Origin of the sequence: Thermococcus sibiricus MM 739, from assembly GCF_000022545.1 — an archaeon.
In the GTDB taxonomy this organism is placed as follows: Archaea; Methanobacteriota_B; Thermococci; order Thermococcales; family Thermococcaceae; genus Thermococcus_A; species Thermococcus_A sibiricus.
This window is the reverse complement of sequence record NC_012883.1, coordinates 1,393,640-1,407,817: the sequence shown is the minus strand read 5'-3', so window position 1 is coordinate 1,407,817 and position 14,178 is coordinate 1,393,640. Positions and strand designations below refer to the sequence as shown.

The window sequence follows — 14,178 nt, the reverse complement described above, 5'->3', positions numbered from 1 at the left end:
AATTCACTGTTTAGAATATTAAGCAAGACTTCTAGTATTGCCCATCAGCTTATCTTAACAGTATTCTAAAAGTTAACAACTAAAAGTTAACAAAAAAAATAAATATAATAATATAGAATAATTATAAAACTAACGGAGGTGGTTAGATGAAGTATGAAAAGCCGAAAATAGAAGAACTTACCAAAATTGTTAGGGCATGTTCCGGAGGGGGTTGTTGTAACGGACCTAGCGTTACGTGAAGTAAAGCAGTAGCGGAGGTATGAACTGTGGAAGAGTCTCTTCTATTTTCTCCTTTTTATAAGCCCAAAATAAAACCACTCCATATAATTTCTTATTCAGATTATGCATTATGCTATGATTACTCTACAGGAAGGATATTTACGGTTAATAAAATGGGGGAGTTAGTCCTAAAGTACAGTAATGGCTCTTTAACTATAAAAGAGATTGCAAATTACGTAAAGAAAGACATAGACGAAGAAATTGACATTGAAATAATAACCAAAGACATTTTAGAGTTTATTAAACATTTGTCAAAGTTAGGCCTTCTCCAAAACGATAAGGAGGCATGTGAATGAATGCTCCACCCCTAGAGATATTGCATGTATATTTAACACGTTCATGCAACCTACAATGTGAGCACTGTTGGATAAATGCTAGTAGAACATATCCTATGGTCGAACTGGAAGACAAATATTTTCTTAATGCTTTTAATGAGGCCTTGGACTTAGGTCTTGATACACTTTTTATATCTGGAGGAGAACCTCTTTTGCGAAGTGATCTAGCAATAACCCTTATAAAAGTCGCAAACAACAGCAAGGTTAAAACAGTGCTGGAAACCAATGGAACCCTAATTACTCCACCCCTATTAAAAGAGCTCGCAAAATATGAGATCGACATAAGTTTAAGTTTAGATTTTCCCTCAGAAGTTGAATTTAATGCGTTCAGGCATGGGAAGAGAGTATACAGAAGGGTTTTAGATGTAATACCAAAACTTAGAGATCTAGGTATACCCCCAGTTGTTGTAGTTTCTGTATTCAATCGCAACTTACACTCCATTTTTGAGATAACGGATTTAATTATGAGTTTAGGAGCAAAGGCAGTGAAATTTAATCCAATACTCCCAATAGGCCGAGCTAGGCATAATAATATTTCCCTGTCTGTCTCCCAATACCAAACACTCATAGAGTATTTAATCCAGCTATATGATAAATATCCTGGCAAAATATGGTCTATGGTACCTCATTATCTGCTCGCAAAATACGGAAGGAGATACCTAAACATTTCAAGGATGGCATGCAACTATACAAAAATGCTTGGGATTTTACCCGATGGAGGAGTGTCGTTATGTGGCATAGGAATTGAATACCCAGAGACTGTGATAGGAAATATAAAAGAAGAGAGCCTAAGAGACATATGGTATAGTGGCAGAGGTTTTTTAGGAGAGCTTCGTAGAGTAAAACCTGATGAATTTCAAGGAATTTGCAGCGGATGTATTCTAAGGAGCTACTGTGCAAATATTTGTCCGGCATTTGCATATGAAGAGTACAAATCATTTACTGCGTCCTTTCCAGTATGTCAAAAGTTGTTCGAGGAAGGAGTGTTTCCTCATGAATTTATAGATCCTTCAGTGTTACGGTGATGAAATGAAACCCAAATACAATCCCTTAATAATTCTAATAACAGGTTTTCCTATCAATATGGTGAGAGCATATTTCTTCATATACCTACCTATACTAGTTAACAATCAAGCGGGAAGTTCTGAATTAGCACTCTCAATGTCTATAGCAGGTGCCCTATCTTTAATCTTTTCCTTTTCTGGAGGACTAATAGCCGATAGTCTCGGGAGAAAACCCATGGCAGTGTTGTCTGTTTTTAGCATGATACCAACTCTTGGACTGCTTTTAATGAAAAATCCCCTCGCCATCATGCTTTCATTAATACTCTTCCACTCAATAGGAATCTTTTTTAGTCCGGGTACTACAGCACTTATAGCTGAATCTACAGAAGAAAAAATTCGGGGTAGGGTATTCTCATTGGTTCATGTCTCCAGCACAGTTGCATGGATTATTGGTCCAATGTTAACGAACTGGATAATTAAAAAGCTGGGTTTTGTATATGTTTTGTACGTCGTGTTAGTGATGTTATTTATTTTATCTCTCTTTCGATTGATGCTCGTGGAAACTCTTCCTAAAAAGCGTCCATTAAATGGAGTTACATCAGAGATAAAGAAGAACATTATAAGTAGCATCAAAAATTCTGACTTCAGAAAACTGTTAAACACCCCTCTCGCACCGTTAGCACTCCTTTTCTGTCTGTCTGCATTTATCAGCTCGTGTTTCAACACTTTCCTTTATCCCTACTTGGACTCTTGGATGAAACTCGATTCAGATGTAATTGTAAATGTTTTCTCTGCTTCGAGATTTTTCGTATTGGTAGCGTACTTCGTAGCGGGCTTTATGGTGGACTATCTCAGCCCCAAAAAGACCTTTATTGTAGATATCCTCGGGGATAGCATAACGATGACTCTGTTTGCTCTCCTAAGCAAATATGCACCCACGTATTCTCTCATATTCTTGGCTTTAAGTGGGCTCTTTGGAGAGGCTCTCTCAAACATTGCATATAGCGTTTATACTTCCAAACATCAAAAAGAGTATTTAGCAACTGCCTATGGCACATTAAATACTCTGCCCGGCTTAATTGGGATTTTTGCTCCCGTAATATGGGGAGCGCTGTGGAGGGTGGATCCATGGTTGACTATATTAGCGGCTTCCATGATGACGTTTGTAGGGTTATTCTTTGCAATAATGGTCAAAGAATAATACTTTACAAAGTTCCTCCATTGGCGATTTCAAAGTATATTATACCCGATATTGCAAATCGTCTGGTTGCTAATATTAAGTTGAATGATAAAAAAGGACTTCAAAAGCTACATAGAGACCTACTGAAAGAAATATGCTACATCCCAACTATAACAATTAAAGATAATAATGAGTTGCATCCTCTAAATACCATAGGCCAAAGATGCGGGAATTGTCTTCAAATTTCTATTCTTGAGGCTTCTATATTGAGGGGACTGGGATTCTCAGAACGGGAAGTATATGTATTTTTGCTTCTTCACAAAGGAGAAAGTGTTTTTGAGGCTTCACATGCTGTATGTGGAGTATTTTTAGAAAAAAAGGAGATATGCTTAGAGAACGAAGTCATAATATTAGATCCATCCAATCTTAAAACATGCTCCATAAGCTTATTAAAGTTACTTTTGACTCATAACATTCATACGTTTTTCAATGATAAGATTGCGTTTTTGGTGGAAATATTAAAGTAACTTTTGGGTATTGAGAGCTTATGTAAATGAACCCTAGTTCCCATCAAATACTGTTAGGATAAAGTTTCTGATATTATTCGTTAGCTTATTCTAACAGCGAGCCGTATAATTTTAGTTAATTTTTTAAACCCTAGGTTTTATCCAAACATGAACTCATGAGGCTCTCTCAAACAGATGCGGGTTTCCCGCTTGAGAGAGCCGAGGTTTAGAGAAAGCTTTAAAAACCCACTTAGGTGAATAGAGTTAGGTATAACTTTGGAGGTGTGTTAAGATGGCAAAGGAGAAGCCACACGTTAATATAGTGTTTATCGGACACGTAGACCACGGAAAGAGTACAACAATCGGTAGATTGCTCTTTGATACAGCCAACATTCCTGAGCAAATCATTAAGAAGTTCGAGGAAATGGGTGAAAAAGGTAAGTCATTCAAGTTCGCTTGGGTTATGGACAGACTCAAGGAAGAGAGAGAAAGAGGTATTACCATTGACGTTGCCCATACAAAGTTTGAGACTCCTCATAGGTACATCACCATCATCGACGCTCCAGGACACAGAGACTTCGTTAAAAACATGATTACTGGTGCAAGCCAAGCTGACGCTGCCGTTCTTATAGTTGCAGCTACAGATGGTGTCATGCCACAGACCAAGGAGCACGCTTTCCTTGCAAGAACCCTTGGTATTAACCACATTATAGTCGGTGTAAACAAGATGGACGCAGTCAAGTACGACGAGAAGAGATTCAAGGAAGTCGCAACCCAGGTTACAAAGCTCTTACAAATGCTCGGTTACAAGAACTTCCCAGTCATCCCAATCAGTGCTTGGGAAGGCGACAACGTAGTTAAGAAGAGCGACAAGATGCCCTGGTACAACGGCCCAACACTCATAGAGGCCCTTGACCAGATACCAGAGCCAGAGAAGCCAACTGACAAGCCACTTAGAATCCCAATCCAAGACGTTTACTCAATTAAGGGTGTTGGTACAGTCCCAGTTGGTAGAGTTGAAACAGGAGTACTTAAGGTCGGCGATGTAATTATCTTTGAGCCTGCATCAACAATCTTCCACAAGCCAATACAAGGTGAAGTTAAGAGCATTGAAATGCACCACGAGTCAATGCCCGAGGCCCTTCCAGGTGACAACATTGGTTTCAACGTCAGAGGTGTCGGTAAGAACGACATAAAGAGAGGTGACGTTGCTGGTCACACAACCAACCCACCAACAGTTGTCAGACCAAGGGACACATTCAAGGCCCAAATTATCGTGCTTAACCACCCAACAGCTATTACAATCGGTTACACACCAGTCCTCCACGCTCACACAACCCAGGTTGCAGTTAGGTTCGAGCAACTCTTAGCCAAACTCGACCCAAGAACAGGTAACGTCGTTGAGGAGAACCCACAATTCATCAAGACCGGTGACTCAGCTATCGTTGTCCTCAGACCAACCAAGCCAATGGTCATCGAGCCAGTTAAAGAACTACCACAGCTCGGTAGATTCGCTATCAGAGACATGGGTCAAACAGTCGCAGCTGGTATGGTCATATCCATCCAGAAGGGCGAGTGAAGCCCTTCTCTAGTCTTTTCCTTTAAAATTATTGATTTTGTCATTAGATCTTATAGAGGTGACAAAAATGCAAAAGGCAAGAATTAAACTGGCGAGCACGGACATAAGTGCTCTTAATGATGTTACAGATCAAATCAAGCAAATTGCAGAGAGAACTGGGGTTAGAATGAGTGGCCCCATACCATTGCCCACAAAGAGAATAAGGATTACTACAAGAAAAAGCCCAGATGGAGAGGGAAGTGCAACTTTTGATAAATTTGAACTAAGAGTTCATAAAAGGCTTATTGACATTGAGGCTGATGAGAGGGCTATGAGACAAATTATGAGGATTCGTGTTCCTGAAGATGTGACTATTGAGATTGAGCTTGTCTCATGATTCTCATTATTTTTAGCGCCGGGGTAGCCTAGCCTGGGAAGGCGCGGGCCTGGAGAGTCCGTGGGCGTTAAGCCCGCCAGGGTTCAAATCCCTGCCCCGGCGCCAACACTCTTATAAGTCTCTTCTTCTCATTTCCCTTGGTGGGGGCACAATGGATGAATATCTCACACTTATCCCAAAAAGAAATGATGAAATTGAGCTGAGAGAAATTAATGGTAAACATTACCTTCTAATCCCAATGAAATCCAAATTGGACTTCCTTGCGAGAAAACTCCATGGTGAGTATAGGCGACTTGAACTGGATGAGCTGGGAACTTTTGTATGGGACCTTTGTGATGGTACAAGAACAATAGAGCAAATTGGAAAGAAAGTGAAGGAGAGATTTGGTGAAGAGGCAGAACCGTTATATGAGCGTCTTGTAACATTTATTCTCGAGTTATACAAGAGAAACTTGATTCTCTTGGGTGGATGGGATGAACAGAGAGACTGAAGGCACATTTTTAGCTTTTTTAGGAATGTTTCTATACGGAATAGAACCAGTAGTCATAAAAGCAAATCCCACAAATCCTATGAGTTTTGCTGCATTTTCCGCAATTATTGCTTCTCTTATCTTGTGGCCAATTGTATTCTCGACTTCAAGCTGGAAAGAAGCCAGAGAAAGTCCACAATATATTCCAAAAGCTGCTCTAGTAGGAGTATTCGGGACTGCATTGGCATACATAGCATATTCCTATGGAGCGCAACTTAGCACAGCGATAAATGCTTCATTAATAACGAGAGCTGAGGTACTCTTTTCTTTTGTGTTGTCTTATATCATACTGCGAGAAAAAATAACAAAGAATCAAATTCTCTGGTCTATTTTAATCCTTTTAGGCCTCACGTTGGTGATAACCCAAGGAAAAGCTATTGTTCCTAGAAAAGGCGATTTACTCCTTCTTCTGGTTCCATTATTTTGGCAAAGTGGCCACGTGATAGCAAAGAGACTCCCATATAATCCATTCCTCATAGCAGCTTTTAGAAATACCTTCGGAGGAATATTATTATTGCTCTTGGCACTTCCTCGGGGACTTGAATTTTCAAAATTTGCAATAGCTGAAGCCCTTATTCTTTCTCTAGGCCAAGTTGTGTGGTATCTGTCAATAAAGCGCATAAACCTTTCAAAAGCCACTGCTATAATTACACCCGCCCCAGCAGTAGCAATTGGGGTTGCTATAGTGTTGGGAGAGACCTTCACGTCTTATCATATGATTGGATTTATTTTAATAACTGTGGGCACATTGGTGGTAAGTAGGATAAAAAGTGAACTAAAAGAGTCTTCTTAGAAGTTCTTCTTCATTTTTTGGGACCCTTAATCTAACATAAGAGTTATCCAAAGGTTTGAATGCTGATCCAGCTACTGTTAGTACTCCCCGTTTCAAAAAATAATCATAAGTGTCCCCCTCTCCGCCAACAAGCATTATTGGGGTTTTTGGATGAGTTTCAGGTATTTGGAACATCTTTTTGAGGTTATGAATTATCCTTTCCTTTATAGTTGCTATCTGTTTTCTGCTTTTTTCTAGGAATTCTTGGTCTCTAAGGGCTGCAACTGCTAAGGCCTCACCTGTTGCTGTTATTGGAAATGGAAGATCCACTTTTTTATAGAGCTCCCTAAGTTCTCTGTTCCTTATAACTGCATATCCCACTCTCATAGAGGCCAACCCAAACCCTTTGGAGAATGAACGTAACACAATCAAGTTATCTGCGTTTAGATTTATGGCTGATTGTTTCTTATCAACAAAATCCCCATAAGCTTCGTCTATCAACACTAGAACACCTTTTTGTTTGGCCTCTTCCACGATTTCTTCAATTTCTTTGAGTGTTACCAGTTGTCCCGTTGGATTATGGGGGTTGTCAAGGTAAAACAGTGTATGTTCAGAAGTCATTGAGTTTATAATCTCTCCAATATCAATTTTAAAGTTATTTTCTGCCTTAAGAAGCACGGATTCATAGATTCCACCCATAACGATTACATCGCTTATGTATCTTGTATATTGGGGGGATATTCCAAGAACTTTGGCACCATTTTTTATGGCAAACTTATTTACTTTCTCGAAGCAGCCCATCGAGCCATATCCAAAGAAAATACTATTCTTGTCTATCCCCCAGTAGTCTGATAAGGCATTTCTAAGCTCAGTATAATGGACATCAGGGTATTTGGAAATTTCTATTTCTAGATTTTTCAGTTTTTGTTTTACCCTTGGGGAGGTTCCAAAAGGATTTGTTCCAAGGGAGCAGTCTAAAAGGTCTTCTCTATGGGGAACCTTATCTGCGTAGCCTCCGGGGATTGTAATATTGAAGAGTTCAGTTCTAATTTTCTCTCTCCAATTCAAAGTGATCAATCCTCGGATTCTTCTTGGCTTAGTCTTTCCATAGCTCTCTTTTTCTTCTTTTCAAAATCATCTTTATCTAGGAATTCCCAGTAATACTGCCCGCTGGGGAATTTTCCATCTTTTACCTCTTCTTTGTAATTCTCAAGTGCCAGCTGGATTATATTTCTCAAATCTGCATATTTTTTTACAAATGGAGGGGTATGCTCATAAAAGCCAAGCAGATCATGCCAGACTAGTACCTGGCCATCACAGTATGGGCCAGATCCTATTCCTATAGTAGGGATTTTAACCTCTTCTGTGACGAGTTTTGCTACATCTGAAAGTACAAACTCCAAAACAACAGCAAAAGCTCCGGCCTTTTCTAGAGCCTTTGCATCTCTAATGATCTCTTCAATTTCTTCTTCAGTTTCTCCGGTTATATGATAACCACCTAAACGTAGATATCTCTGAGGAGTAAGTCCTGTATGACCCATAACAGGTATGCCACTCCTAACAAGCTTCTTGACAAGCTTTTTATGGTCATAGCCACCCTCAATCTTCACAGCATCTGCTCCAGCCTGAACCAATCGGGCAGCATTTTTTATGCCCTCTTCCACACTTGTTTCATAACTCATAAATGGCATATCGGCAAGCACTAAACCTCGTTTAACAGCCTTGGCTACGGCCCTGGTGTGATATACCATCTGGTCCATAGTTACGTTTAAAGTGTTTTCATCGCCATAAACAACCATTCCAAGAGAATCCCCCACGAAGATAATATCGATTCCTGCTTTATCTGCTATAAGGCCCGATGGATAATCATAAGCCGTGACCATTGTTATTTTTTCTTTTCCTTTCATTTCCATAATTCTCTTTGTGGTTATTTCCCTCATGATAATTCGCCCCTAATCCTAATAAACTTAGGGAAATATTAATCTATCGGGTGGGAGAAATGAAGAGATGGGAGCACTACGAGCATACCGCAGACATTGGAATAAGGGGTTATGGGGATACACTGGAAGAGGCCTTTGAGGCGGTTGCAACTGCACTTTTCGATGTTATGGTAGATGTAAGAAAGGTTGATCGAAAAGAGATGCGAGAAATTGAGGTAGAGGGGGAGGATTTATACGCTCTGCTTTACAGTTTTCTTGAGGAACTCCTAATCCTTCATGATACAGAAGGCTTAGTATTTGGAGATTTTGAGGTTAAGATAGAAAAAACAAAAGAGGGTTATAAACTTAAAGCAAAAGCTTATGGTGAGCCTTTAAGTGAGAAACACGAACCCAAAGAAGAGGTAAAGGCAATAACATATCATGAAATGAACATAAAACAATTTGAAGATGGTACTTGGATGACTCAACTTGTTCCGGACATATGAGGTGGTTTCATGGAAAAAGTGCTTGAAATGAACAAAGCATTCTACGAGAGGTATTCTGAACTTGACAACAGTGAGGAATTTTGGAATCTTATGGTGGCACCAATGAAGCAAAGCATACGCATAAACACCTTAAAAGCCCCTTTAGATTATATAAAGGAGAGATTGGAGGAAAGGTATGAGTTAGAGCCCATTCCATGGGTAAAAGAGGGCTTTTTTATAAATACTCGAGAATTTGGAGATATGATTGAGTACTCATTGGGTCTTGTTTTTCCTCAAGAGGCTTCTTCAATGATACCACCGGTGGTGCTTGACCCACAACCGGGAGAGCTTGTTCTTGATATGGCAGCAGCTCCAGGTGCAAAAACCACTCAAATAGCTCAATACATGGAGAATAAAGGATGTATAATAGCAAATGATATGAAAAAATGGCGTGTTAATGTCTTAATAGCAAATTTAAATCGTTTTGGGGTTTTGAATACCAGAGTTACAGTTAAAGATGGGACCTATTTTGGTAGATTTGAAAATACTTTTGACAAAATACTCCTTGACGCTCCATGTTCGAGTGTAGGAATGGTAAGGAAAAGCTTTAAGTTCCTCTTCAGTTGGAGCATGAAAAAAGTAATAACTTATTCTAATATCCAGAAGAAGCTGATAATGGCAGCTTATAAAGCTTTAAAGCCTAGAGGAGTGCTCGTGTATTCTACATGTACAATAGATCCCCTTGAAAACGAAGGAGTTGTGGATTATCTCCTTCTTAAAACTGACGCGAAAATTGAGAAAATAGACCTCCCCCTACACTCTACTCCTCCGGTTTTGGAGTTCGATGGGATGAAATATTCAGAGGAGGTGAGAAAATGTCTTCGCATTCATCCACAGGACAACAACACGGAAGCGTTCTTTGTAGCGAAGATAAGAAAGCCATGAGCAAAAAAGTTAAGGAAATGCTCATAGGGCAATATGGTTATGCACCTGAGTTAGTCTTCGAGGTTAGGGCAAACCGGAGGATTTTTGCATATAAAGAATGTCCATTTAATCCAAGGGTATACACGGAGAAAGGTCTTTATTTTGGAAAAATTGAAAGCGATGGAATAAGATTGACGATAGAAGGGAGTTTTTTGGTTGGCCCAAAAGCTACGAAGAACGTTATTGAAGTTGGTGAAGAAGATGCAAAACTTTGGCTAAGCGGAAAAGACTTGAAAACCTCAACTGAAATGAGAGGGTGGGTAATATTAAAATGGGGGCTTTACTACCTTGGTTGCGGAAGAGCAAAAGACGGTATTATCAAAAATTATGTGCCCAAAGAAAGAAGAATAAACCTCAAATAACGCAATCTTTTAAAGTTTTGAGAGATATCTAAGTTATGGGGTGAGAGGATGGAAATCCCGTTAAAAAGAATAGACAAGATTAGGTGGGAGATCCCGAAGTTCGATAAGAGAATGAGAGTTCCGGGGAGAGTTTATGCAGATGATGCATTAATCCAAAAAATGAGAGAGGATAGAACCTTGGAGCAGGCAGCCAACGTCGCCATGCTCCCGGGCATCTACAAGTACTCCATCGTCATGCCAGACGGCCACCAGGGCTACGGCTTCCCAATTGGTGGTGTAGCGGCTTTTGACGTGAAAGAAGGGGTCATAAGCCCCGGAGGGGTCGGTTATGATGTGAATTGCCTCCATGAGGATACTGAGGTCATAAGTGACCTTGGATTCAGGATTAAAGTAAGAGAACTCCCCAAAAAATTCAAACGGATCCCTCTTAAGGTATACAACGTTGAGGAGGGTCACAACGATAGCTCAAGGATAATGCTTGTTGCAGAGAGGGACAGCGAAGAGGAGATATACGAGATACATTTATCAAGTGGAAGAATTCTCAAAGCATCAGGGGATCATCCCATATTAACGGAGGACGGATATAAACTCACTGAAGAACTTAAACCGGGAGATTTAGTGGCAATTTACCCATTCGAAGGGCCGGAGTATGAGGAACCTCCAAACGAGATATTACTATCCTATGAGGATTTCGAGGGAGAGGATAGACAGATTATCAGGTACCTTGAGAACAGAGGTTTATTGTCTCTCTCGTTCAGAGACCTTCGGATAGGAATTCTTGCTAGAATTCTCGGGTACTTTATAGGTGATGGCTCCTTCGACGTATACAAGGAGAAGAACGGAAGAAAGAGACTTGTAACAGTGTTCTACGGTGACAGAGAGGGACTTGAGGCGCTAAGAAATGACTTAGAATTCTATTTCAACATCAGAGCCTCAAGAGTATACTCTCGGAAAAGAAAGCAGAAAGTCAAAACGGCATGGGGCGAATTCAAGACAGAGGGGACTGAGTACTCAATAAAAGTGACATCTAAAGCATTTGCCTTGCTGTTAATAAAGTTAGGGGCTCCAGTAGGCAAGAAGAGTGATGTTGAATTCGATGTTCCAGACTGGATTAAGAACGCCCCATTATGGATTAAGAGAAACTTCTTAGCTGGGCTTTTTGGAGCTGATGGAACCAAGCCAACTTTCCTTACAGAGAAACACAAATACACACCAAACTCCATATCCCTGACTGTAGTTAAGTCGAAGGAACTCGAAGAGAACCTCAGAGACTACCTTGAATCAATCAAGAACATGCTATCGGAGTTTGGAGTCACATCCCACATCTGGAAAGTGCAAGAGTACGACGGCAGGGTTATGTACAGGCTTACCATCTATTCAAACACTCTAGAGCTTTACCAGTTCCTTTCCCATATCGGCTACGAGTATACTTCCAAGAAACCTTACGCTCTGATATTTGCCGAATATCTACGTAGGAAACTCTTAGTGGCCAGCAAAATCAAAGAAAAGAGCATTGTAAAGAGGAATCAGAGACTAGCTAAACTGTTGCCAGATTTCGAAAGATTTGCCAAGGTGTATGGTCTTGAGGGGGGTTTTGTCTTAGATCCTGTAGTTGAAGTCCGCAAAGTGAAAAGTGATTCAAAACTACTATACGACATCGGCGTCTACCACAGCGCCCACAACTTCATAGCGAACGGAATCATCGTCCATAACTGCGGCGTCAGGCTCATTAGGACGAACCTCACCGAGAAAGAGGTAAGGCCGAGGATAAAGGAGCTCGTTGACACGCTCTTCAAGAACGTGCCGAGCGGACTGGGAAGCAAGGGAAGAGTTAGACTTCACTGGACACAGCTTGAGGACGTCCTATCAGACGGTGCCAAGTGGGCTGTTGACAACGGCTATGGCTGGAAAGAAGATTTAGAGCACTTGGAAGAAAACGGAAGAATGGAAGGAGCCAACTCAGATGCAGTAAGCCAAACAGCGAAGCAAAGAGGAGCTCCACAATTGGGGTCTCTAGGATCAGGAAACCACTTCCTAGAGGTACAGGTGGTCGATGAAATCTTTAATGAACAAATTGCCAAGGTATACGGCCTTTTTGAAGGGCAGATCGTGGTTATGGTGCATACAGGTTCGAGAGGTCTTGGGCACCAGGTGGCAAGCGATTATCTCAGAATAATGGAAAAAGCTAACAGAAAGTACAACGTGCCATGGCCCGATAGAGAGCTCGTGAGTGTTCCATTCCAAACAGAGGAAGGTCAAAGATACTTTAGTGCTATGAAAGGTGCAGCAAACTTCGCTTGGGCCAACAGGCAGATGATTACCCATTGGGTGAGGGAAAGCTTTGAAGAGGTCTTCAAGCAAAAAGCTGAGGACTTAGAGATGAACGTTGTTTATGACGTTGCCCACAACATAGCGAAAGTTGAGGAGCATGAGGTTGATGGAAGGAAAGTCAAGGTTGTAGTCCACAGGAAAGGTGCCACGAGGGCATTTCCAGCAGGTCATGAAGCAGTTCCCAGAGCTTACCGCAATGTAGGACAACCTGTTCTCATTCCAGGTTCAATGGGTACGGCAAGTTACGTATTGGCCGGAGCTGAAGGTTCAATGAGAGAGACCTTTGGTAGCACATGCCATGGTGCTGGAAGAGTTTTAAGCAGACATGCAGCAACGAGGCAATTTAGAGGAGACAGACTTAGGAATGAGCTAATGCAAAGGGGAATATACATTAAGGCAGCAAGCATGAGGGTTGTAGCTGAGGAAGCTCCAGGTGCATATAAGAACGTTGATAATGTTGTTCAAGTTGTGCATGATGCAGGAATAGCAAATCTAGTGGCAAGAATGAGGCCCATCGGAGTTGCTAAGGGATGAAGATTTCCATTTCCCTTTTTAAAAGTTTTGATTCCGGACCTAGTTGAGATCCATAGTTGCGAATCGTATGTATGCTAGCGCTAATGGAAGTATTAGTTCATTTAAAAATATTAGAAGACTTGTAACTCCCAATGAAAGTGATTCCTCGAGAGGAATATAATCTTGAGTTAACTCATCCCCGGAAAACACATATGTTATAAGAGATCCATAATGGTAGGTTGGAGTGAGCGTTAGAAGTCTTTTTTTCCACAACAATCTCTTTTTTTCCCACTCCTTCATTGCTATACAGCTATCTATTTTGTTCTCATTGTATTCTGAGGGACAGTAGGGTTTTTCTCCAACAAGTTTACTGGCCAAAGTGGGAGAAACTAGGGGGTATACTAGGATCAAAAATATCACAAATACTATTGCTACGAGAGTAGATATCTCAGACCTTTTCAGGAGACTTGAAAAAGCAATCCCCATACTTAGAAATATGGTAGTATAAACTAAGGTTACAAAAGCAGCTATTAAGCTTCGTATAAGGGAGGACCCATCTATTGGAATTCCAAGCAATAAGAGATAATCTATAGAAAACACAAATCCAACGGAGATCATTAAACCCAATGATAGAGCATTTCCAAGAAATTTACCGGTTATTAAGTGATCTCTATACAGTGGGTGACTCAGTAATACTTTAATGGTTCCATCTTCTATTTCTCGGTTTATGGAATCGGCCCCTAATGTAATCCCAAGTATGCTGCCGAAAATAAGAATCGTGGATAAATTTGAGGTTGTTGATAGTGAAAGCGGTGTTATTACTATATTTCCATCAACTCCGGTTAAGGGTAAGGAGGTGTATGCTACTTCTGTTTGTCCAGCCCTCTGAATAAGTTCATCCCTTATCGAATAGGTGAAGAAAAATATCATAAAAAGATAAGATGCAAGCGTGATTACAAATCTTTTACTTCTGATTGAAGAGTGAAATTCCCTTAAAGCAATGTTGATTTCGGCCTTCATGGCT

15 protein-coding genes and 1 tRNA gene are annotated in these 14,178 nt (G+C 40.6%); 13 read left to right on the top strand and 3 right to left on the bottom strand.

Going from position 1 to position 14,178, the window contains the following annotated elements:
* The first annotated feature begins 266 nt into the window (after positions 1-266).
* From TSIB_RS07620 to TSIB_RS07580, 9 genes are all read left to right on the top strand, one after another.
* Positions 267-575 carry a PqqD family peptide modification chaperone gene (locus tag TSIB_RS07620; RefSeq protein ID WP_004067200.1) on the top strand — a complete coding sequence of 103 codons (309 nt, stop codon included), beginning with the start codon at positions 267-269 and terminating at the stop codon, positions 573-575.
* Positions 572-1,639, top strand: coding sequence for a radical SAM/SPASM domain-containing protein (locus TSIB_RS07615; protein ID WP_004067201.1), 1,068 nt, complete (start codon positions 572-574; stop codon positions 1,637-1,639). Before TSIB_RS07620 ends, TSIB_RS07615 begins: the two co-directional genes overlap by 4 nt.
* A 4-nt stretch (positions 1,640-1,643) precedes the next feature.
* Positions 1,644-2,819: an MFS transporter gene (locus TSIB_RS07610; protein ID WP_015849831.1), complete on the top strand. Its 1,176-nt coding sequence runs from the start codon at positions 1,644-1,646 to the stop codon at positions 2,817-2,819.
* The gene (locus tag TSIB_RS07605) at positions 2,747-3,325 is read left to right on the top strand and encodes a hypothetical protein (RefSeq protein ID WP_004068572.1); all 579 of its coding nucleotides are present in this window, start codon (positions 2,747-2,749) and stop codon (positions 3,323-3,325) included. The genes TSIB_RS07610 and TSIB_RS07605 overlap by 73 nt, the downstream gene beginning before the upstream one ends.
* A 271-nt stretch (positions 3,326-3,596) precedes the next feature.
* Positions 3,597-4,883 (top strand): translation elongation factor EF-1 subunit alpha, encoded by a 1,287-nt coding sequence (tuf, locus tag TSIB_RS07600; RefSeq protein ID WP_015849829.1) that lies wholly within the window; start codon positions 3,597-3,599, stop codon positions 4,881-4,883.
* A 67-nt stretch (positions 4,884-4,950) separates the two neighbouring features.
* Positions 4,951-5,259, top strand: a complete 309-nt coding sequence (gene rpsJ / locus TSIB_RS07595; protein WP_048160476.1) for a 30S ribosomal protein S10 — start codon at positions 4,951-4,953, stop codon at positions 5,257-5,259.
* 17 nt (positions 5,260-5,276) lie between these two features.
* A tRNA-Ser gene (locus TSIB_RS07590) sits at positions 5,277-5,364 on the top strand.
* 46 nt (positions 5,365-5,410) lie between these two features.
* Positions 5,411-5,749 carry a PqqD family protein gene (locus tag TSIB_RS07585; protein WP_015849827.1) on the top strand — a complete coding sequence of 113 codons (339 nt, stop codon included), beginning with the start codon at positions 5,411-5,413 and terminating at the stop codon, positions 5,747-5,749.
* Entirely contained in the window at positions 5,733-6,581 is an 849-nt protein-coding gene (locus tag TSIB_RS07580) for a DMT family transporter (protein ID WP_015849826.1), read from the top strand. The genes TSIB_RS07585 and TSIB_RS07580 overlap by 17 nt, the downstream gene beginning before the upstream one ends.
* Here the strand turns inward: TSIB_RS07580 and TSIB_RS07575 are convergent.
* Positions 6,564-7,628, bottom strand: coding sequence for a pyridoxal phosphate-dependent aminotransferase (locus TSIB_RS07575; RefSeq protein WP_015849825.1), 1,065 nt, complete (start codon positions 7,626-7,628; stop codon positions 6,564-6,566). The genes TSIB_RS07580 and TSIB_RS07575 overlap by 18 nt on opposite strands.
* A gap of 5 nt (positions 7,629-7,633) precedes the next feature.
* The gene (gene panB / locus TSIB_RS07570) at positions 7,634-8,500 is read right to left on the bottom strand and encodes a 3-methyl-2-oxobutanoate hydroxymethyltransferase (RefSeq protein WP_015849824.1); all 867 of its coding nucleotides are present in this window, start codon (positions 8,498-8,500) and stop codon (positions 7,634-7,636) included.
* Positions 8,501-8,559: 59 nt separating this feature from the next.
* Between panB and TSIB_RS07565 the strand changes: the two genes are divergently transcribed.
* Genes TSIB_RS07565 through TSIB_RS07550 form a run of 4 tightly spaced genes read left to right on the top strand, consistent with a single transcriptional unit; the run spans position 8,560 to position 13,175 of the window.
* Positions 8,560-8,985, top strand: coding sequence for an archease (locus tag TSIB_RS07565; RefSeq protein ID WP_048160473.1), 426 nt, complete (start codon positions 8,560-8,562; stop codon positions 8,983-8,985).
* Between the two features lie 9 nt (positions 8,986-8,994).
* Positions 8,995-9,909: a tRNA (cytosine(49)-C(5))-methyltransferase gene (locus TSIB_RS07560; RefSeq protein WP_015849822.1), complete on the top strand. Its 915-nt coding sequence runs from the start codon at positions 8,995-8,997 to the stop codon at positions 9,907-9,909.
* Positions 9,906-10,310 (top strand): methyltransferase RsmF C-terminal domain-like protein, encoded by a 405-nt coding sequence (locus TSIB_RS07555; protein WP_015849821.1) that lies wholly within the window; start codon positions 9,906-9,908, stop codon positions 10,308-10,310. The genes TSIB_RS07560 and TSIB_RS07555 overlap by 4 nt, the downstream gene beginning before the upstream one ends.
* A gap of 48 nt (positions 10,311-10,358) precedes the next feature.
* Positions 10,359-13,175: an RtcB family protein gene (locus TSIB_RS07550; RefSeq protein ID WP_015849820.1), complete on the top strand. Its 2,817-nt coding sequence runs from the start codon at positions 10,359-10,361 to the stop codon at positions 13,173-13,175.
* Positions 13,176-13,214: 39 nt separating this feature from the next.
* Here TSIB_RS07550 and TSIB_RS07545 read toward each other — a convergent pair whose 3' ends face one another.
* Entirely contained in the window at positions 13,215-14,174 is a 960-nt protein-coding gene (locus TSIB_RS07545) for an ABC transporter permease (protein WP_048160470.1), read from the bottom strand.
* Positions 14,175-14,178 lie beyond the last annotated feature (4 nt).